Genomic DNA, 18,917 nt, shown 5'->3' on the forward strand with positions numbered 1-18,917 from the left:
GCGTTCTGCGCGCCCGGCACACACGCTCCCCTCCTGCCTCTTTCCATCACCTGCAAAAAGAAAAACGCCCGATCCGCATTGGATTGGGCATTTTCGCTTTAGGACGTCTTCCACTTCGCCAATTCGGACGGGAATTTGTCGTTCAATACTTTGATGTAGGTCCCTTTCATCCCGAGAGAACGGGATTCCAGCACACCTGCACTGGCAAGCTTTCTGAGCGCGTTGACGATGACGGAACGGGTCAGTCCGGCCTGATCGGCCAACTGGCTTGCGACGAGCAGGCCTTCTTTGGCATCGAGCTGTTCCATGATTTTTTCGATGGCGATTTGCTCACTGTAGGAAAGGGAGGAAAGCGCGATTTTGGCAAAGGTCTTGTCGCGAACTTCATTTTCAATTTGTTCCGTGCGCTGACGGACAATTTTCATGCCGATTACGGTTGCCCCGATTTCGGCCAGGATCAGATCCTCTGTTTCAAAAGTGCCGTAAGCACGCAGCAATACGAGGGTACCCAAACGGCTTCCGCCTGCGTTGATCGGAACGATGGTCGTCATCATTTGCGGGAAGAGCGGCAACAGCTCCTCTGGTACCATGCTGTACGGGCTTTGTACCCCCTCATTGGCCAGAGACTGATTGACTTCCAAAAGCTTTTGATTGTAGCCGTATGGCAGCATTGCGCCTGACCGGCCGTCCTGCCCCTGTCCGATGCCAAAATCCTCCCGAACCCCGTTTCCGAGAATCGTCCCGTCTGCCGTCACGATGTAGACGTTCGCGCCAATCACATCGGCCAGCAGCCGAGCCAGATCATGATACCCTACCCCGCTTCCTCCCATCGTCTTTTGCAGCATGACGTTAATCCTTCTAGTTTTCTCCAGTAAATTCATTCCATTTTTTCCTCCTTGCGGTTATGTATAGTCGCAGTATTGTCAGAAAAATCCCGGCTTATACATGCAAATCAAAAAATAGACAATAAAAGAACAGGCCCCTTATGGTTTATGCCATAAAGGACCTGTCCGTTCCACCATTCCCGCAGGAGCCGCTTCCTACTCTTCTGAAACAAACGACATGTACTGTTCTGCAGAAAGCAATTCGCTTACTTCCGCCGGGTTGCTCAATTTGTAAATCATCGCCAGCCTCCGTCAGCGCAAAACTGAAGCGCGACTGTAGAGCGGATAGGCAGCACATAACTGACTGATCGTATCTCGAACGGACGGATCTCCTTTTCCTTTCAGAACAGCAGCAATCGATCGTCCGATGGTCTTCATTTCCGCTTCTTTCATGCCCCTTGTGGTGGCAGCGGCAGTGCCGATGCGAATCCCGCTGGTGACAAACGGGCTTTCCGGATCAAACGGAATCGTGTTTTTGTTGACGGTGATGCCCGCTTCTTCCAACAGCCGCTCCGCTTCCTTTCCTGTCAGTCCGAAGACGCGAACGTCGAGAAGCAGCAGGTGATTGTCCGTGCCCCCCGAAACCAGTCTCGCTCCTTCTTCGAGCAAGGTCTCGGCGAGAGCCTTTGCGTTTTTCACCACTTGCTCAGCGTATCTCTTGAACTCGGGCTGCAGCGCTTCTTTAAAAGAGACTGCCTTTGCCGCTATGATATGCATCAGCGGCCCGCCCTGAATACCTGGGAATATCGCTTTGTTTACGCCCTTTGCGATCTCCTCGTCATTCGTTAACACAATGCCGCCGCGCGGTCCTCTCAGCGTCTTATGCGTGGTACTTGTCACGACGTCAGCATGGGGAACGGGCGAAGGATGCACGCCCGCCGCCACCAAGCCGGCGATATGAGCCATGTCTACCATCAGCTTTGCTCCTGCCTGCTCGGCGATCTCGCGAAAGCGGGCGAAATCAAGCGTCCGCGAATAGGCGCTGCCGCCTGCGATGATGATCTTCGGCTTTTCCCGGCGGGCAATCGCTTCCACTTCGTCATAATCGATCAGGTGATCCTCTTCGCGGACCCCGTATGCCACGACATTAAACCACTTTCCCGAGAGGCTGACCGGACTTCCATGCGTCAGATGGCCACCGTGCGACAGATTCATTCCCATGAAGGTATCTCCCGGCTGCAGCAGCGAAAAGAACACGGCCGTGTTCGCCTGTGCGCCGGAGTGAGGCTGGACATTGGCATAGGCTGCTCCAAACAGCTTTGATACCCGCTCGATCGCCAAGCGTTCGACTACATCCACGTGCTCGCAGCCGCCGTAATACCGCTTTCCGGGATAGCCTTCCGCATACTTGTTGGTCAGAACCGATCCCATGGCGTCCAAAACGTCCTGACTCACAAAGTTTTCCGATGCGATCAACTCCAGCGTCCCGAGCTGGCGCTGGCGTTCCGCTTCGATCGCTTCAAAAATTTCCTTGTCGTGATCCTGCAAGCTCATCGATATTCCTCCCTTGGCTCCCATCTTTCCCGAACGCAAAAAAGGACAAGGGAAAGATAGATAGCACGTAATCTACCTCTCCTCTGTCCTTTTACCTGAGAGTTTAACTCCTGACACGGGAGTCTTCCCCTTGGGTGGCTGTTCGCTCTCTCCAGAGGTGCGTCCAATTGTGGTACCTTGTACCTGAGAGATTCTTTCCCAAGGATTTTTGGGACTTGCTCCTTCGGTGCCGGGCGCTTCGGTCCGGTCTCTCCCACAATCGTCATCCGCTCTATGCAATTACTTCGAATCATACGTCAAGGGATTCAACATTGTCAATAATATTTCGAATAGAATATCAATTGTTCTTGAGAATGATCCAGTCTGCGGCCTGTCGCCCAAAATGGGTAGTCGCCCTAACACCGAAAGGCCCGCCCGTAAATACGATAGCAGGGAACCCATTCAAACAAAGGAGGATGCTTGCATGAGTAGTCTGTTCAAGAGCGGCGGGTTTAACGGTATCGGTCTTATTCTGGTGCTGTTTATTCTGCTCTCGATTGTCGGATGTTCGGAAGATTGTTAGCAAAGATTGCAAACCGTTCGCTTCTTCATGGATGATTGATTGGGCAGACCGTGGGCGAGCTCCCATATCGTTATAAAAACGCGGGAATTGAACTGCACCTCCAAATGTTAGCTGTGCCTAACAAATGGGGTGCCGTTCACACTCCCGCGTGTTTTTGTCAAATGCGTATTGGTTTTTTCAGAGCGTGGCTTGGCCTTTTGCTAGTGAATATTCCGACGGATGATTTCTTCGATCCCTTCGGCAATCGCCGAGACCGGTCGATGCAAATCAGCCTGGGTCAGCCGGAAACGGGCGTAGCGTTCGTCCAGATTGAAGGCTTCCTGAAAGGCTCCCAGAAAACCGCGAGCTCGTTTGTCCATTTCCAGAAGAACCTCCAGTTCTCCCTCCTTCAAATAAAAGACGGCCTCCAGCTCCTCCAGTCGGCTGCGGTAGGGGCCTGTCGGACGGAACTCAAACTCCTGCACAAATGGGTAAGAGCGCCCGAGATGACGATTGTATTCGCAATCCACTTTGAATAATTGAAAGCCGAGAGACTGAATCGCGTCCAGCACTTTTTCCATCAGCGGATGCGGCCGAACCTCGATGAAGTCTGAATCTCCCGGATCGATGGCATTTTTAATGTCCAGTCCGGTACGCAGGTACACAGGCTGCCGTCCCATCGTAAGCGGAGTCTCGTACGGAAGCTGGAAGGAAAACGGAATGACCTTCTTTTCCTTCGGGTTCAGCACGAACCGTTCAGAAAGACGGTACTTGCCGAGCGTGCATTCTTCCTTTACCTTGCGATCATTTGCCTCGCGCTCATAATGCGTGACGACGTACATATAAATTTCGTCCACATCCTGTGCAACATCGCCACCTGTGATGTGGACCTCACCTCTTACCCATTCTCCCGGGATCAACGAATCGTTCTCCAGGCGGGCATCTACTTGGGCAGCCCCGATACCTACGCTTGCCAACAGCTTTTTAAACATTGACATGGACTCATTCTCCCCTTACCAACGCATCGATTGCCTTGCTTTTTCATGCAGTGAGAAGCTTCTGTACCTTTTATACGGCGGGTCGCAATAAAAGTTTCGCTGCCGAAAATAGATTTCCCGATCTTCATATATCCTCGCGTTTTACTTCAGCAGTCACGAACAAGTGGAGAATCCGGCTGATCGCCACCGTTTTGACGCGCACCTCGACCATCGTTCCTTCGATGATGTACTCTCTTCTCCGCAGCATTTCATGGAGCATCTCCTGGACTTCTGCCACCTGCTCGACTTTTTTTCCTTTCAGGGAAGCCAAGTCTTTTTCCAACTGCCTTGTCATTTGCAGTTGAATCGTTTCATGCAGCTTTGAATCCAGGACGGTGACCCGAATCTCATCGATGACCACCTCTTGTTTTCTCCGGGCCACTTTTTCCGACTGCTTCAAGCTCTGATTTTCCTCCATCAGCTTTTCGTTCAGCAGTTCCAGACTGCGCTTGACAAGCATCATCTGCTCCATTTCCCTGCCGTAAATAAACAGCATTCCCGACCCGCCGAGAATGGCGCCTATGAGCAGGAGAGCTACGTAACGCTTCCACAACATAACCTTCATGAACGCACCTGGACCAGCCATTGAATCGAAATCGTCCCCATATGTGCCCCGAGGAAGGCGACAACGATCATGACAAGCTGTTTGAACACAGGCGAAAAATTGCCCGCGAGGATTTTTTCGATCTGCAAAAAGGAGTCAAACGTTCCGCCCAAGGCACCTACAAGGCCCCATATTTTCAATTGGTCAGCCAAATCATGAATGGACCAGAGCGGCGGCTTTTCATTTAAAAAAGCGCCCAATCCACCGCACAGGGAACCGCCGACCACAATGCCGTACGCCACAAAAAAGGTTAAAATGACCTGCCCCATCTCCATCCCTCCGGCTTGACAGCGTTAGTCTATCCCTACGCCGGAGGCTGGACAAATATGAAAGGCTATATGTCCCTAGCTATATGGCTCCCAGCCAAACGGCTCTCACACACGCAAAAACGGCATGCCGCCAGCGACACGCCGTTTTTGTATGCAGCCCTCAGCCTCTTCTCCCTCGTCCCCTCATTCGCCGAAGTCTCTTTTGAATTTGCGCGGAGTTCATCATCATCAGATCCATGAACAGATTGACCATATTGGGATTGTGCAGAACCTGCTGGAATACTTCCGGATTTTCCCGAAACCACTGTTCATTAGCCTTAACCCAGGATCGAAACCCGTCATTTCTTTTGTAATAGCGGTTTAACCGGCGAATCGGACGGTATGCACTCACCTTTAATCGATCCCTTCGTCGAAGAAAATGGAGAGGAGAAAGATGATCACCAGAATCCAAATCACTACTTCAAACCCTTCGTGATTTGCAAAAAAGCCTCTCACGTTTGTCCCTCCTTGTTGACGCAACCTTGCACCATGTATGCCCACAGTTTTTTTACAGTATAGGTATATGTCGAGAGGCACCCGTTGGATTGGACGAAAGCCTGTTATCCCTTCAATTCCGCTCTCGCCTATTTTCGGGTGCATAGACTGGCTACGGGAACATGCATACTAGGGGAAGATTGCCGAAACGAAAGAGGAGGCGGCTCTATGACCGTTGCGGCAGGAAAGCTATGGCGGAACAAAATATTTGCACTGCTGCTCGTCCTGGTTTTTTTCATGCACCTGGCCTCCTTTCTGATCGTGCCGATCTTTCCCATTTTCCTAAAAAAAGCCCGTGCCCTCTCTCTCGGACAGGTCGGCATCATTCTCGGTGTCGGCAGTATCGCGTATCAGGCGGGCAGCCTTTTGGGAGGTCCTCTGTCCGACCGTCTCGGCCGGCGCTCGATCATGCTGGCGGGAGCACTGCTCCAGGCTGTTGCGATGCTCGGCTACCACTACAGCGACAGCTACGCCGCCTTGCTGTTTTTCTCAGGTGTGAACGGACTGGGAGTTGGATTTCTGGCACCGACAATCAAAGCATTGCTCGCTGACACCGTAGACAACACCCAGCGGACCGCAGCTTTTTCCTGGAGAGGGATTTTCGCTCACCTCGGCATTATCATCGCGGGCCTGACGATCACCTGGATGACCACCAAGGATCTGTATCCGTTTGTCTTGGCCTCGATTGTTTTTTTGCTGCTTGCTGCCGGCATCCTGTTTACCCTGCCGAACGACCGCTGCGTCGGACCTGATTGCAAACGCACGCCCTTATCGGAGTACCGGCATATTTTCCGGCATCGGAGCTTTTTGCTCTTTTCCGGACTCTCTCTATTGATCTGGGCCTTTTATGCCCAGTTCACGCTGGTGCTGCCATTGCGCGGCGAGTACGTGCTGCATTCCGCTCATTTGATCGGGCTGATCTGGACGATCAATTCCGTAAGTGTGGTGCTGCTTCAGGGGCTGATTTCCCGTTTTGTGCTTCTGAAAATCAATCCGTATTTATCGCTCGTTGCGGGAATCCTGATGATAGGCGCCGGTTTGTTCGGCATCGGGTTCGCGGACCGCTTTGCCACGCTGAGCGCTGCTGCCGTCCTGTTCATCATCGGGGAAATGCTTCTGATGCCTGTGCAGGACAGCCTCGTCGGTCACTTTGCCAAAGAGGAATGGCTGGGGGCGTATTTCGGGATTGCCAACTTTGTATCGGGTATCGGCACCGCCATCGGCACAACTGTTGGCGGCACACTCGTAGAGCGATTGGGCGGGGTCAAGAGCCCCTATCCGTGGGTGGTGTACGCCATTACGACAATCATTCTCGCTGTCGTTATGGGATTGTTCGCTCTCTACGCCATGCCGCGTCACAAGCAGGGAAGCGAGGCCGCAGGGCCGATCCAGTCCCGTTTTATGCCTAAAAAGGAGCGTGTCAAATAAAGATGGATGAACGGACACAACAAGATGGTCCCCCCATTCAGGAGGAAAAGGTGCAACTGCTTCAGCGCATCCCCCTGTCTTCTCTGCTCATACAGGCTGAGGACAACATCCAGGATCGACAGTTTGCACGCTGGCGGGCATCTAACCGCCAGCAGTGGATTTTCTAGGAGGTCATGATGGACGAATCGAAAAAGCGCTTCTCCAATAACCAAGAGGTACGAAGCGAAGACAACAGACAGCCTCGTTCCGTGCAAAATGATCAGCCGGGGTACGGGAATAAAAAACTGGAGGGACCAAACCGCCCTTCTACATGACTTGAAAGGGATGGCGATCACCATCCCTTCCTCTATTTTTTTCGACATTATTCGTGAATTTATTGAAGGTTAAAGCGATTTCGCCTATTATGAGGAGGAAGAATACCAAATTGCGGAAAGGACGTAGCGCCTTGCCTTCGAAAACGACGCAAACGACCATAACGCGCCTTTATCCATTGTTCCTTATGTTGCTTCCTATCATCTTTTCCGTAATCGTGTTCTTCGGTTACTCCCAGACAAAGCTTCTCTACTACCAGAACGAAGTACAGGCGATGGACCGACAGTTGAACTCCGTCTTCCAGATACTGAGCTTGTTTGACAAACGGGTCAAAGACAACTCGATAACTCGCACAGAGGCTCAAGAGAGTGCCAAGAAATTGTTGGCCGGAACCAGGCTCCCGGACGGAACCCGCAATACCAACGATGTGGAGCTGACCTTGAGTTCGGGAGATGCCTTTATCGTCTTTAATTCGCAAGGCAACTTGCTCGTGCACCCGCATCTGGAAGGGCAAAACATGTTTCAATTGTCCGATGCTGATGGGCGGACACTTGTTCGTGAAGTGCTGCATAAAGGAAAAACCGTTATTACATACCCGTCATTGGACCCGACTACCGAGACGCGCGACACGAAAATCGCCGTAGCACGGTATTTTCCCGAGTGGGACTGGCATGTAAGCCTGACCACAGCCGAGTCGGACTTCTACCATCAGCTTTCCTTGTTGAAATCTTTACTGGTTTTATTGGTTCTTGGCAGCTATCTGATCACCGCATTTCTTTTTTATAACACGAAACGGAAGGACAAGGCGCTGCTCAGCTCCACTCTGCGCGGCCAACAGCTCGCGGAGACCAATCAAGGCATTTTGAAAACATTGGCCGTCGCCTTGGAGGAAAGGGATTCGTATACATCGGGCCACTCCCAGCGAGTCGCTTTTTACATGCGGGTCATCGGCCAAAGCATGAACCTGGATGAAAAAACGTTGGATACGATGTACACAGGCGGACTTCTTCACGATATTGGCAAAATCGGCATTGAGGACAGCATACTGCTAAAACCGGGCCGCCTGACAGATGAAGAGTATGAAATTATCAGATCTCATCCGATACGCGGCGAGGCTTTGTTGAAAAGGCTGTACGCCGATGCAGGCAGGCAAAACTCCGCTGAAATTGACGCCATTTTATGCATAACACGCCATCATCATGAGCGCTACGATGGAAAAGGGTATCCTGATCAGCTCGCGGGCGAGGAAATTCCGCTGCTGGCAAGGGTGGCCGCAGTCGCAGACTCGTTTGATGCCATGACATCCTCCCGCGCATACCGAAAAGGGCTCTCCTATTCCAAAGCTTGCGACGAGATTATTCGCAATGCCGGTACACAATTTTGCCCGGAAGTAGTGGCTGCCTTTTTTCGGTGCATGACAGAAGAAACCTTCTTCCATGCTCACCACATCTCGCGAGTCACTGAAATGATTGACCGGATTCATGATAAAAACGGAATGCCCTATATCCATCGCGTCAGCAGTTGAATGGATGTGCGAAATCCATACTCTTTTGCTGCTTTGAGCATAAAGAAAGCCATTTGGCCAAAGGAAACGGCTAAATGGCTTTTGTTTTTCGACGCCGGGCTGGCAATCGGGAATTTTTAATCCAAACGAACTAATTTATAAGGAAGATGAAGCTCCTCCAACTTTGCGAGAAAAGCTTCGGCTTCCTCCTGCGGCGCGATGAGCTGCAGATAGCGGGAGAAGTAGAACACAATCCGGTCTGTCTCGTTCTCCTGCAGCCGATAATGCGGAAACGTGGAAATATCGGTCAGCGTATAAAAGAAATCATACCGCTCAGCCGTCATCGGAGCCCGAAATTGTCTGCTGACAATCACATCGCCGCTCCGGTTTTCGCGTATGCTGTCTCGCGTCGCCCCCAAAAAAACCAGCCACTCCGCAGAACGCTTTGCCCCCCAATTGTCAGCGAGCATCTGATCATTGTACTCGATTTCCAGATGGGTCAGGCGTTGACGGACGCTTTCCAGCATGGCCATCAACACTTTCCGCACAGCCAGATTGCTCGGCGAAAACTTGTTATCGTAAATGTTGTACTCGTACGAGGTCTGTTCACCCTGCTGTTTTACATAAAGGGTTATGGCCTGCATCGTCCTGTTCCTCCTTCCCTATCGCGGCAGGATGCTTTCATATGTCGCTTTATCAAGCCTCTTTACAGCGGCAAAGAGAAGCTTCCTCGCTGCCTCATAGTCATCCCGGTCGATGATTGCCGCATGACTGTGAATGTAGCGGGACGGAATGCCGATCACCGCAGACGGTACCCCTGTGCCATGATATTGGACGACGCCCGCATCGGTGCCCCCTTTGGCGATGTAGATCTGGTAAGGGATGTTTTCTTCTTCACAGACAGAGATGAGGAAATCGCGCAGGTTGGGCGACATGATGTACATCGGATCATACAGCCGCATCAGAACGCCGCCGCCTAGTTTTCCTCCGCCTTCTCTTACTCCGGGAATGTCGCCCGCCGGACTGGCGTCCACTGCCAGGAACAGGTCCGGGTCAATCATGCCGGCCGCGGTCTTGGCCCCCCGTGTACCCGCGACTTCCTCTTGCACGGTCGCTCCGACATAGACTACATTGGGATGATCGCGATGCTCGTGAAGCTCTTTGGCCAGCTCGACAGCGAGGCTGCAGCCGTAGCGATTGTCCCACGCCTTTGCCATGATCCGTCGCGGGTTGGCCATCTGGGTGAGCGGGCATACCGGAACGATCTGCTGCCCCGGACGAACTCCCGCTTTTTCCGCCTCCTCGCGGGAATCGGCCCCGATGTCAATGTACATGTTGCGGACATCCATCGGGCGATTGCGCTGGTCGTCGCTCAGTACATGCGGCGGGATCGAGCTGATGACCCCTTCGATCGCTCCCTGCGGCGTAATCACCTGTACCCGCTGAGCAAGCAGAACCTGTCCCCACCAGCCGCCAACGGTCTGGAACGACAGAAATCCTTTTTCCGAAATGCGGGTGACCATAAACCCGACCTCATCCATATGTCCGGCGACCATAATTTTCGGTCCATTTTCGTTGCCGCGCATAACTCCAAACATGCTTCCCAGACGATCATGAACAATCTCATCCGTATATGCTCCTATGTATTCCCGCATAATCGCGCGCACAGGCCCTTCAAAGCCGGATACGCCCGGTGCTTCCGTCAGTCGCTTCCATAGGTTCCATTGAAACTGGTTTTCCATACCAGTACCCCCTTCTCTCGTACATCCCTTTTATTATTGATCAGGGACTGCCGGGATGCAACCTGCCATCCCGTACTGCAACACCCGATGTGCAGGAATCCCGAATTCCCGGAGCGAATGGTTAACTGTCACATGCTATGGATACGGAATGGAAAGGAAGGCACGCCGATGAATATTACCTTTCGAAAATTGGCAGAGAAAACGGATCTGGAAAAGCTGGAGGAACTGGAGAGTGCAGTCTGGAGCGAATCATCTGTCGTTCCTAGCCATATGACCTTGACACTGGCCAAATTCGGCGGATTGTTTCTTGGCGCCTTCGACGGCGACCGCATGATCGGCTTTCTCTACAGCTTTCCCGGCTACACGGATCAGGAGCTGCATCTCTGCTCGCATATGCTCGGCTTTTTGCCTGAATACCGGAAGCAAGGCCTGGGGGTGCAGATGAAATGGATGCAGCGCAGCGAAGCACTGGCGGAGGGCTACCGAAGGATTACCTGGACCTACGACCCGCTTGAGACGGTCAATGCCTACCTGAATCTGGTCAAGTTGGGCGGCGTGGTTCATCGCTATATTCCAAACTGCTACGGAGAACTGGCAGATGATATGAACCGGGGTCTGCCGACCGACCGTTTTTTACTGGATTGGCATATCGCAAGCGACCGCGTCATGCAGCACCACGCCGGCAAAAGCGTTCGACCTGACGCCAGCGGGCTTCCGGCCGTCCTTTTCTATCAGGAGAAAAACGGTGTCGTGCAGCCAGCAGGAATACATCTGGATCAATCGGAGGAGCGCTTGTCGCTTCCTGTTCCTGCGCACTTCCAGGCCGTCAAACAGGCGGATATGGGAGCAGCCGCTGCCTGGCGGGAAGCCACGCGCGAGCTGTTCACTCACTACTTTTCCAAAGGGTACATCGTAACCGGGATTTGCCGGCAGCAGTCGACCGCCTCTTACATTCTGGAAAAGCGTTCCCTTGAAGACGTGCTGCAAGGTGAGAGGCTTGCCGGGGCAAAATAGGCTCGCTCCTTTTCCTGTGCTACAATAGACGTACAATCATACCCTAAGAAAAAAGGACGAGAACTGATGAAGGCTAGTCACTACGATGTCATCGTCATTGGCGGCGGTCCCGCCGGACTGATGACTTCCATTGCCGCTTCTTCCCAGGGGGCCCGTGTCTGTCTGGTGGAGAAGGGCAACAAGCTCGGACGCAAATTGATCATTTCCGGAGGCGGCCGCTGCAATGTTACGAATGCCAAGGAGCTGGACGAGCTGATCAAGCAAATGCCCGGAAACGGACGCTTTCTGTTCAGCGCACTCTCTCAATTTAACAATCAGGACATTATCCGGTACTTTGAAGAGCTGGGCGTTGCCTTAAAAGAAGAGGACCGCGGGCGCATGTTTCCCGTCACCGATAAAGCTGTGACGGTGGCGAACGCTCTGATCGAGCGGATCAAAAACCAGGGTGTCGAGCTTCGCTTAAACAGTCCCGTGGAGAAAGTGCTGTACGAGAACGGCCATACGGACGGCGTGCTATTGAAAAGCGGCGAGCATCTGAAAGCACCCTGTGTGGTAATCGCGGTAGGCGGATGCTCCGTTCCGCAGACAGGCTCTACTGGAGATGGCTACGAATGGGCGCGGGATGCCGGTCACACCATTACCGACCTGTATCCTACCGAAGTGCCGCTGATTGCTGCCGATTCCTTTATCCGGGACAAATCGCTGCAGGGCTTGTCGCTTCGCGAAGTGGAATTGACTTTGTATGATCCGAAAAAGAAAAAGAAGGTCAGTACGCAGGAAGGCGACATGATTTTTACCCATTTTGGCATTTCCGGCCCTGCTGCCCTGCGTCTGGGACACTATGTCTCCGTCACCCAGAAGAAACACGGCCAGGTCCCGCTCCCTCTGACGATTGACCTGATGCCTCACAAGCATCTTGACGAAGTTGCCGAAGAGAGCTGGCGCTTGTTGGAGGAGCAGCCCAAAAAGGCTGTGAAAAACGTCTGCAAAGGCTATCTGCCGGACAGACTGATCCCGATTCTTTTGTCCATGGCGGGTATTTCCGAAGAAACGACGCTGAGCCACATGCGCAAACAGCAGTGGAGAGAGTTCGCCCAGTTGATCAAAGCGTTTCCGTTGACGATCACCGGCACGCTTTCTTTGCAGGAAGCGTTTATTACCGGTGGAGGTGTCAGCGTCAAGGAAATCGATCCACGGACGATGCAATCCAAGCTGATGCCGGGACTCTTCTTCGCGGGAGAGGTGATGGACGTCCATGCTCATACGGGCGGATACAACATTACCATCGCTTTTTCCTCGGGATATGTCGCCGGTACGCATAGTGCCCAAGCTGCGCTGGAGAAACGCGGATAAAATTTCTACAATTTTTTCTCGAAGAGGTTTAGGCTTTTTCTATACGGGGAAACTAGCTTGTGGGTACTCTTTTTCGAAGAAGAGTGAATGGATTTCTACTCCCCCTAGCAGTAGGATTCCGATTCTCACACCTCTACTCCCTTTATCTTTCTAGATGGGCGTCGATCCAACAGTCGACGTTCTTTTTTTTGTGTGCAAACCGCTCTTTTCCGCTTGTACGCATTGAGAATATGGGCACCGCGCAAAAAAAGCTTCGCCACTGAAAGGCGAAGCCGTGTTTCTTGCGATTATCATGTTGTCACACGATACAATAAGGCGAGTCCTGCCATGATAAACGCGAACCCTAACAAAAAGAAGGTGTTTGCTCTCTGTTTGACCTTTTGTTCATTTCCGTTGAAGTGGGCGAGCAAACGCGCTTGCCACCGCTTGGTTCGCGGCTGGATCATCAGCAAGATCCCGCCGGCGAGGAGGAAAATGGGCAGGAGCAAGCTGCTTCACCCCTTCTTCTTGCGCCGCAGCAGCCAGCGCGTTTCCGTCTCTTCCGGATCGCCTTCCACGATCAGGCGGGCTTCTTCAGCCAATTGGAACGCTTCAGCAAACAACAGTTGGCGAAATGCCTGTTCGGCCTTTGTCAAAAGTTCGTTTACCTGCCGATTTTGCCTTCTGTAGCGATTGGTGTACTGGATGGCCCCCTCCGCCTGCTGGCAGTCGGAAATCGTCCGCTCGGCCAAACGCTCCGTTTCCAGCAGCAACTCATTGGCATCGTTGATCAGCATCGCGACTTCCTCGATGTCATAGCGATACGTTTCCATAACTGCCTGGATGCGGGCCAAAATTTGCACAATGTCTTCAAACAAGTACTTCAAATGCTCCGGTACACCCGGCAAATAGCTTCGCTTAATCTGCTGGCGAATCCGGACCAATGCATTGGAGATGCGTTCCAGCTCATCCAACGCCTCGTCTTCGGTCTCGATCACCAGGCGCTCCGCCTCTTCTTCCGCTTCTTCTTCCTGCCAATCCGAAGCCATTTTCGGGATCACGAGCTCGTATTCCTCGTCGTCCTCGTCATAGTCCGGTTCTTGACGCTTGGGAGCTGCGGCGTTGTCCTTTTTCCTGTCAACGGCACTGTTCAACAGCTCTGCCCGCTCCGCGCCGCTTATTTCATTGGCAGCCCCTGCAAAAGGCCGTTCTTCCCGCATCTCTTGTACCGGAGGCAAAACCTGACCGATGATCTCCGGCTCCGTTTGCAAACGGGCCACATCCGGTTCGACAGAAGGTGCTGCTGCAGCCATCGTCTCAAGTGCTTCCTGGCTGATTGGAGGAGCCGCTTGTGTACTGCCTTCCCTCTCTGAATGTTCTTCGATCGTATTCTCTTGGCCGGCCTTCTCTTGGTGACCAGTAGAGACAGCAGATCTCTCTATGTCAAAACCGATAATCTCCGGTTCCATCGACTCTGCTTCAGCCGGGTAAGCAGTCGGGGAAGCAGCCGCTGCCACTTGAGCGGAGGCGGCTCCATTTCGCTCGGTCAGGATGGCCTCTTCGATACTTTGATAGGTCGAGTCAAGCAGAACCTCAAATGCCTTCACGTGGGTCTCCAGCATCTCCAGATTCCCTTCCTCCAAAGCAGCCTTGGCAGCCATCATGAGCTGCTTTGCCTGCAGGAGAGAGTTGTCCAGCACACTTCGGTTCAAATCGTATCCGTCCCTTGCCGCTTGTGCAATTCCTTCCTCCAGCTGGCGGTACTCTTCGGGAAGCTCTTTGCGGATACGCTCGTTCCATTTCGGAATGCTATCGATCGCATCTGTGATCCTGCCCAAAATCTTTTGCGCTTTCAAGGTAAGATCGTACGCAGCGACATCGTCGCCGTCTGCCCGCACTTCTTTAATTCGGGTGCGAATGGCGTAGGCCTCATCCAGTCCGGCCTTGAGCTCATGGAACGACAATCCGTACTCCAGACGCAGATCGGACAGGCGGCGCTCCACCTGCTCCAGTTGTTTGCCGATTTCCGGGATAGCGAGCTTGCTTTCTTTTTTTGTCGTTACCACTTTGACGGTGTCTTGTTTTAAGTCATTGAGCTCCTGCTCGATGGAGGTCAACGTCTCTCTCGCCTCGTCCAGCAGTCCCAAGGCCAGCTTGAAGCGGAAGCGGTCGCATGCTTCCTCCGCGTCAAGTATCATCATATCGACATCCGGTATGCGATTTCGCAGCAGATTTTCTTTGCGGTCTGCCAGGAACATGTACTTCTCTTCCGTCTTTCCGGAAGCCCGGCGAAGCGGCTTGTCCATCTCCATTACGTTGATTTTCTCGACAAGCTCGTCTTTCCAATCCTCTACATCATCCACTTGGGCAAAAATGGCCCGGCGTCTGATCATCGCGTAGATCAGACCGACAGACAAAGCTGCAAAGACGGCCCCAATGGCGTACAACCACCAAGGAAGCTTGGCCCAAGCAGGCTTTTCGGCTTTTTCCTCCTGCGTGCTTTCATCTGCAGCAGGGTTATTGGCAGGCTGCGTTTGATTTTGCTGTCTGTCTAGTTCAGCGGCAACCTCATCGAGAAACGTCTGGATGCCGGACAAGTAATCCTTTTGATTCCGAAAGGGCTCATAGTAAGCCGTCACCTTGTCATGCAGCATCGTCATGCTGGCACCCTTCGCCTGGAGCGCAGGACCGGCATAAACACCGAGCTGTTCGGTATTGATATCCAGCACAATCATCATCGCATCTTCCGGCAAATTGTAGTTGTCGTACAGCTTCTGTGCATACTCGTCTGGGCTTTGCGCCTCTGGCTGCGTGCTTTCGACGACGACGACCTTGTATGTACCCGGCAGCTGCTTGATTGCCTCTGTAAGTTTCTTCTGATCCTCTGGTTTCGTATATTTTCCTGCGTCCTGTACGACTGCATCCGTTTTATCCGGGAAAGGCGCGGCCAATGCCGGTTGGCTATATAACATCATTCCTGCAAGGCAGAGCAGGATCCATTTCTTCTTCACGGTTAGGACAACCCCTTAGCGTCAAAATTCCCTGTAGGCAAAGCTGTTTTTACTTTTGCTGATTGTAAGGCAAACAGAGCCATCCATGCAAAGAACGCATGATTTCGGCAAGCAGCCACTCTGCAAATTCTGCCGAAGCAGGCTCCAGATAGTAAACCTCCCGCACTGTTTGGGGATGGAGAAAAGGATATATCAATTGGCTTGCTGTCATCAAGAGGACGTGTTCCACAGACACAGGCATAAAAACGCCGGCCGCAATCCCTTCTTCGATCGGTTTTGCGATTCCGTGTTTCCAGCGGCTAATATACAGCGTCATCACTTCACGGGCCAACATCGACTCCACGCTCAGCTCTCGCTGGATCAGCCTTGTCGTTGCCGCGTGCTCGCTTTGAAATGTGACATAAAGCCGGATGACCCCTTCCAGTCTTTCCATCGGGAGAAGGTCTTTCTCGCTCTCCTCGAGCTGTTCCAGCTGTTGAAACAAGGTTTCAAAGTAGTAAGAAATCAGCCTTTCGAGAACACCCTGTTTCCCTTTGAAGTGATACGAAATCAGGGCGGCATTCACTTCGGCTGCTTCAGCAATTTGTCTGACACTGGTTCCATGGTACCCCTTTTGGTCAAAAAGGGTTGCTGCTGCAGACAAAATGCGCAATTTGGTCTGGTCCATTCTGCCTGCCCCTTTCCTCGCTCCGCCATTCCGATGAAGGTCGCAGAGGAGGTATCTTACTTCATTTTACAGACCATTCGCCATAAAAAGATAGTCTTGTTAGTAGTTCGACAAAGTTTTCCAGGATTCCTCCTGCAGAAATTTCAAGTATGATAAAAGTATGACAGAGGAAACCTGCATGCACTACAACGATTTATCCGACAGTTCTGGTTGGTCACACTTTCCCTGCCGCCCTTCTTTTCGCAGTCCTTATAGAGCAGAGGGCACAAGATTTTCAACCTCGAAGGAAAGGACCAAAAGCTTTTCCATGAAGAAATACGCTGAAGTCCCGTCAATCGTTACATACGATATTCCCGAAGGCGGTGGCGAGCTAAACTATGCCATCCCTATTGCAACAGCTGCGATCGTATGACACTACCGGCTGAATATCTTTTTGTCCGCATAAAAAAACGTCCACTCTCCCTTCTTGCACAAGAGTGAACGTATACGGAAAGCTGCCCGCATAAAGCCAATTACCCTGTGGCCCCCGCCGCAGTCGGGTCTGGTACCGGAATGGCCTGTCCGTAGTTTTGGAGGTATGTCTCCACCTGCGTATACTCGCGGACTCGCTGGTCATTCATATCGTATTCCGAGCGTATGGACATCGTCATGTTGGTCGGGAGCTTCGTATTTTTGTTGTAGTAAATGGTGTATTCCGCTTCCAGCTCCATCTGGTCAATGATCTCGTCCACTGGCGGTTCGGTCGCCTGTATCGTGGCTCCCGTCCGCGGCCGGTTCCATGTTCCGTCCGAGAGCGTCAACGCGTATTTCAAACGAGGCTGGTGAATTGCCTCTGTCTGCAAGACAGCAGCGCCACCGGCATGAGACTGGGTCCGGGCGCTCGCCTGACTTTTCATCTGCTCCGCCAGCCAGCTTTTCAGTTTCGTCGAGTCCATCAAAATCCGCACTGCTTCGATGTCATCCTCTGGGGCGCGATCCTGCAGGGGCAGTACGCTTTTCTTCATTTGATTGATCTGCTCCATAGCGAACACTGGATCCCAGTTGTTCATTTCCTGGCGAAAGACCGTGTCTTGGCCGCTTGTATTTTTCCAACCGGCGCTTCCTTCTGTCCGAACGTAAATCTGTTCATTTTTGCTCAGCAGCGACACGCTTTTCGCCTGTTTTTGCTCGGGAACGGCAAAATCGACTCTCATCAGCATGTCATCGCCTGTTTTGCGTCCGGAAAAACTGACTACGTTGCCGTTGGCGGTATCGCCTGTCACGAGCTTGGTCGTGCCGTGAAAAGCAAAAGCCTGCTGCTCTGAAAAACGGTCACGGACCTGTTCAAAAGCGGAATCCGCATTTTGCTTGACCCCCATCTGATTGCAGCCGGTCAGGCCTCCACAAAGCAGGGCAAGCATCACGATGCTCCATCCTTTGCGCATCTTCGTCCCTCCTCTTCGTCGCCATTAGGGTTTCCGAGGAAGAAAAGGCTTATTCTGCTTGATATTCTGCTTGAGAGATCCGGCAGCCGGAGAGCGTCCCTTTACCTTCATTCACTCACAACGAGTAATAGAGAACCCCCTCTTTTTTTCTGCATTCCACTTGATGCAGGATCGTCAGCAAATCAATATGTCCCAACGTCTCGGATAGCGTCAAAGGGAGTTCCTTTTCATACAGGATGGGGAATAGCATGGCGGTCAGCTCATATGCGGTCTTTTCCCCTTCAGCGAGCAAGTGCCGCAGCATATCGGTCCGCTCCCAATTTCTCTGCAGGCGCTGCAAGATCAGCTCGCGGTGGCCCACAACCGGCTCCCCGTGTCCGGACAATGCCAAATCAATCTCCATATCCGCGCACATCTGCAGTGCAGTCCGATACTGGACGAGGGTCAGCGGACGCGCAGCCGACTGATCGCGGGGCGGTTCGATAAACGCATTGGACGAGATTCGCTTGATGATGTGATCGCCTGCGATCATGACCCGATCTTCCGCCCTGTACAGGGAAAGATGGCTTTGGGAGTGGCCCGGCGTGTATAAAACGCGCCACCCGGGAAGGCCGGGAACGGTTTGTTCGTGCTTGAGCGGTACATCAATGCGGCTTCGCTCCGAGAAGGTCATCATCAGCTTTTGGTACTTTTGAATGATGATCAGCTTGTCGTTCGGTACGCCGCTCTCTTTGTACAGATCATAAAAAAAGCGGTCGTGAAAGGATAAAAAGTCCTCGTCCACCTCTACATACGGAATGGCCAGCGGATGAGCGAGAGTAGATGCGCCCGATACCCGGCGAATCCGCTCCAGTTGTCCGCAATGATCCACGTGATGATGCGTCAGGACGATTTGCTCGATCTCTTCCGGTCGGATGCCGATTGACTTCAGACCCGCTACGAAAGTCTCCCACGCCTCATCCGTCAGCGGACCTGTGTCAACCAAAGTCAGACGCTCTCCCTTGATCACGTATAGATTCACCGGACCAACGGAAAACGGGGTGGGGATTTCCAATAAATAGACCCCCTTTGCCACCTCCGCCGCTTGTCTGTTTGGACGTTCTGTCGTCATTGTAGCCCT

General features: G+C 52.5%; 19 protein-coding genes and 1 riboswitch. Of the genes, 6 read left to right on the forward strand and 13 right to left on the reverse strand.

The window, feature by feature from the left end:
- Positions 1 to 98 precede the first annotated feature (98 nt).
- Together codY and glyA are read right to left on the reverse strand one after the other, a co-directional pair.
- Positions 99 to 881 (reverse strand): GTP-sensing pleiotropic transcriptional regulator CodY, encoded by a 783-nt coding sequence (gene codY / locus NST37_RS17950; protein WP_031933103.1) that lies wholly within the window; start codon positions 879 to 881, stop codon positions 99 to 101.
- A gap of 255 nt (positions 882 to 1,136) precedes the next feature.
- Positions 1,137 to 2,378, reverse strand: a complete 1,242-nt coding sequence (glyA, locus tag NST37_RS17955; RefSeq protein WP_003389207.1) for a serine hydroxymethyltransferase — start codon at positions 2,376 to 2,378, stop codon at positions 1,137 to 1,139.
- A 160-nt stretch (positions 2,379 to 2,538) separates the two neighbouring features.
- Positions 2,539 to 2,644: riboswitch (glycine riboswitch) on the reverse strand.
- 197 nt (positions 2,645 to 2,841) lie between these two features.
- Here glyA and yjcZ point away from each other — a divergent pair.
- A complete protein-coding gene (gene yjcZ / locus NST37_RS17960; RefSeq protein WP_141334129.1) occupies positions 2,842 to 2,940 on the forward strand; it encodes a sporulation protein YjcZ in 99 nt (32 codons plus the stop codon).
- A gap of 200 nt (positions 2,941 to 3,140) precedes the next feature.
- On the opposite strand, the gene NST37_RS17965 is transcribed toward yjcZ, so the two are convergent.
- From NST37_RS17965 to NST37_RS17980, 4 genes are all read right to left on the reverse strand, one after another.
- Positions 3,141 to 3,917, reverse strand: coding sequence for a sporulation protein (locus tag NST37_RS17965; RefSeq protein ID WP_003389205.1), 777 nt, complete (start codon positions 3,915 to 3,917; stop codon positions 3,141 to 3,143).
- A 124-nt stretch (positions 3,918 to 4,041) separates the two neighbouring features.
- A complete protein-coding gene (locus NST37_RS17970; protein WP_031933106.1) occupies positions 4,042 to 4,521 on the reverse strand; it encodes a hypothetical protein in 480 nt (159 codons plus the stop codon).
- Entirely contained in the window at positions 4,518 to 4,829 is a 312-nt protein-coding gene (locus NST37_RS17975; protein ID WP_003389202.1) for a YtrH family sporulation protein, read from the reverse strand. The genes NST37_RS17970 and NST37_RS17975 overlap by 4 nt, the downstream gene beginning before the upstream one ends.
- A gap of 160 nt (positions 4,830 to 4,989) precedes the next feature.
- Positions 4,990 to 5,220: a hypothetical protein gene (locus tag NST37_RS17980; RefSeq protein ID WP_035979042.1), complete on the reverse strand. Its 231-nt coding sequence runs from the start codon at positions 5,218 to 5,220 to the stop codon at positions 4,990 to 4,992.
- Between the two features lie 311 nt (positions 5,221 to 5,531).
- Between NST37_RS17980 and NST37_RS17985 the strand changes: the two genes are divergently transcribed.
- The 3 genes from NST37_RS17985 (at position 5,532) to NST37_RS17995 (ending at position 8,628) form a co-directional block, all read left to right on the forward strand.
- Positions 5,532 to 6,791 carry an MFS transporter gene (locus NST37_RS17985; protein ID WP_003389201.1) on the forward strand — a complete coding sequence of 420 codons (1,260 nt, stop codon included), beginning with the start codon at positions 5,532 to 5,534 and terminating at the stop codon, positions 6,789 to 6,791.
- 173 nt (positions 6,792 to 6,964) lie between these two features.
- The gene (locus tag NST37_RS17990; protein WP_003389200.1) at positions 6,965 to 7,105 is read left to right on the forward strand and encodes a hypothetical protein; all 141 of its coding nucleotides are present in this window, start codon (positions 6,965 to 6,967) and stop codon (positions 7,103 to 7,105) included.
- A gap of 110 nt (positions 7,106 to 7,215) precedes the next feature.
- Positions 7,216 to 8,628, forward strand: a complete 1,413-nt coding sequence (locus NST37_RS17995) for an HD domain-containing phosphohydrolase (RefSeq protein ID WP_003389199.1) — start codon at positions 7,216 to 7,218, stop codon at positions 8,626 to 8,628.
- Positions 8,629 to 8,744: 116 nt separating this feature from the next.
- Here the strand turns inward: NST37_RS17995 and NST37_RS18000 are convergent, their stop codons facing one another.
- Positions 8,745 to 9,251: a hypothetical protein gene (locus tag NST37_RS18000; protein WP_003389198.1), complete on the reverse strand. Its 507-nt coding sequence runs from the start codon at positions 9,249 to 9,251 to the stop codon at positions 8,745 to 8,747.
- Positions 9,252 to 9,269: 18 nt separating this feature from the next.
- Positions 9,270 to 10,349, reverse strand: coding sequence for a M42 family metallopeptidase (locus tag NST37_RS18005; RefSeq protein WP_003389197.1), 1,080 nt, complete (start codon positions 10,347 to 10,349; stop codon positions 9,270 to 9,272).
- Between the two features lie 168 nt (positions 10,350 to 10,517).
- Here NST37_RS18005 and NST37_RS18010 point away from each other — a divergent pair, with 168 nt between their 5' ends.
- Positions 10,518 to 11,363: a GNAT family N-acetyltransferase gene (locus NST37_RS18010; RefSeq protein WP_003389196.1), complete on the forward strand. Its 846-nt coding sequence runs from the start codon at positions 10,518 to 10,520 to the stop codon at positions 11,361 to 11,363.
- Positions 11,364 to 11,429: 66 nt separating this feature from the next.
- Positions 11,430 to 12,716, forward strand: coding sequence for an NAD(P)/FAD-dependent oxidoreductase (locus tag NST37_RS18015; protein ID WP_003389195.1), 1,287 nt, complete (start codon positions 11,430 to 11,432; stop codon positions 12,714 to 12,716).
- Positions 12,717 to 13,006: 290 nt separating this feature from the next.
- Here the strand turns inward: NST37_RS18015 and NST37_RS18020 are convergent, their stop codons facing one another.
- The 5 genes from NST37_RS18020 to NST37_RS18040 all read right to left on the reverse strand — a co-directional run bounded on the left by NST37_RS18020 (position 13,007) and on the right by NST37_RS18040 (position 18,908).
- Positions 13,007 to 13,204: a hypothetical protein gene (locus tag NST37_RS18020; protein ID WP_003389193.1), complete on the reverse strand. Its 198-nt coding sequence runs from the start codon at positions 13,202 to 13,204 to the stop codon at positions 13,007 to 13,009.
- Between the two features lie 6 nt (positions 13,205 to 13,210).
- On the reverse strand, positions 13,211 to 15,706 hold the full coding sequence (locus tag NST37_RS18025) for a septation ring formation regulator EzrA (protein ID WP_339185625.1): 2,496 nt from the start codon (positions 15,704 to 15,706) through the stop codon (positions 13,211 to 13,213).
- A gap of 49 nt (positions 15,707 to 15,755) precedes the next feature.
- Positions 15,756 to 16,373 carry a forespore capture DNA-binding protein RefZ gene (gene refZ, locus NST37_RS18030; RefSeq protein ID WP_024982858.1) on the reverse strand — a complete coding sequence of 206 codons (618 nt, stop codon included), beginning with the start codon at positions 16,371 to 16,373 and terminating at the stop codon, positions 15,756 to 15,758.
- 512 nt (positions 16,374 to 16,885) lie between these two features.
- On the reverse strand, positions 16,886 to 17,797 hold the full coding sequence (locus NST37_RS18035; RefSeq protein ID WP_031933110.1) for a hypothetical protein: 912 nt from the start codon (positions 17,795 to 17,797) through the stop codon (positions 16,886 to 16,888).
- Positions 17,798 to 17,912: 115 nt separating this feature from the next.
- Complete coding sequence (locus tag NST37_RS18040) at positions 17,913 to 18,908, reverse strand: MBL fold metallo-hydrolase (RefSeq protein WP_339185626.1); 996 nt, start codon at positions 18,906 to 18,908, stop codon at positions 17,913 to 17,915.
- Positions 18,909 to 18,917: the final 9 nt, after the last annotated feature.

This window comes from Brevibacillus sp. FSL K6-6036 (assembly GCF_037964015.1).
Taxonomy (GTDB): Bacteria; Bacillota; Bacilli; order Brevibacillales; family Brevibacillaceae; genus Brevibacillus; species Brevibacillus borstelensis.

Excerpts from the sequence above, each read along its gene's own strand:
- NST37_RS18010 (WP_003389196.1), top strand. The coding sequence starts at position 10,518 with ATGAATATTACCTTTCGAAAATTGGCAGAGAAAACGGATCTGGAAAAG.
- NST37_RS17965 (WP_003389205.1), bottom strand. The coding sequence starts at position 3,917 with ATGTCAATGTTTAAAAAGCTGTTGGCAAGCGTAGGTATCGGGGCTGCC.
- codY (WP_031933103.1), bottom strand. The coding sequence starts at position 881 with ATGAATTTACTGGAGAAAACTAGAAGGATTAACGTCATGCTGCAAAAG.
- NST37_RS17990 (WP_003389200.1), top strand. The coding sequence starts at position 6,965 with ATGATGGACGAATCGAAAAAGCGCTTCTCCAATAACCAAGAGGTACGA.
- yjcZ (WP_141334129.1), top strand. The coding sequence starts at position 2,842 with ATGAGTAGTCTGTTCAAGAGCGGCGGGTTTAACGGTATCGGTCTTATT.
- NST37_RS18035 (WP_031933110.1), bottom strand. The coding sequence starts at position 17,797 with ATGCGCAAAGGATGGAGCATCGTGATGCTTGCCCTGCTTTGTGGAGGC.
- NST37_RS18015 (WP_003389195.1), top strand. The coding sequence starts at position 11,430 with ATGAAGGCTAGTCACTACGATGTCATCGTCATTGGCGGCGGTCCCGCC.
- NST37_RS18000 (WP_003389198.1), bottom strand. The coding sequence starts at position 9,251 with ATGCAGGCCATAACCCTTTATGTAAAACAGCAGGGTGAACAGACCTCG.
- refZ (WP_024982858.1), bottom strand. The coding sequence starts at position 16,373 with ATGGACCAGACCAAATTGCGCATTTTGTCTGCAGCAGCAACCCTTTTT.
- NST37_RS17975 (WP_003389202.1), bottom strand. The coding sequence starts at position 4,829 with ATGGGGCAGGTCATTTTAACCTTTTTTGTGGCGTACGGCATTGTGGTC.
- NST37_RS18040 (WP_339185626.1), bottom strand. The coding sequence starts at position 18,908 with ATGACGACAGAACGTCCAAACAGACAAGCGGCGGAGGTGGCAAAGGGG.
- NST37_RS17970 (WP_031933106.1), bottom strand. The coding sequence starts at position 4,521 with ATGAAGGTTATGTTGTGGAAGCGTTACGTAGCTCTCCTGCTCATAGGC.
- NST37_RS18005 (WP_003389197.1), bottom strand. The coding sequence starts at position 10,349 with ATGGAAAACCAGTTTCAATGGAACCTATGGAAGCGACTGACGGAAGCA.
- NST37_RS17985 (WP_003389201.1), top strand. The coding sequence starts at position 5,532 with ATGACCGTTGCGGCAGGAAAGCTATGGCGGAACAAAATATTTGCACTG.
- glyA (WP_003389207.1), bottom strand. The coding sequence starts at position 2,378 with ATGAGCTTGCAGGATCACGACAAGGAAATTTTTGAAGCGATCGAAGCG.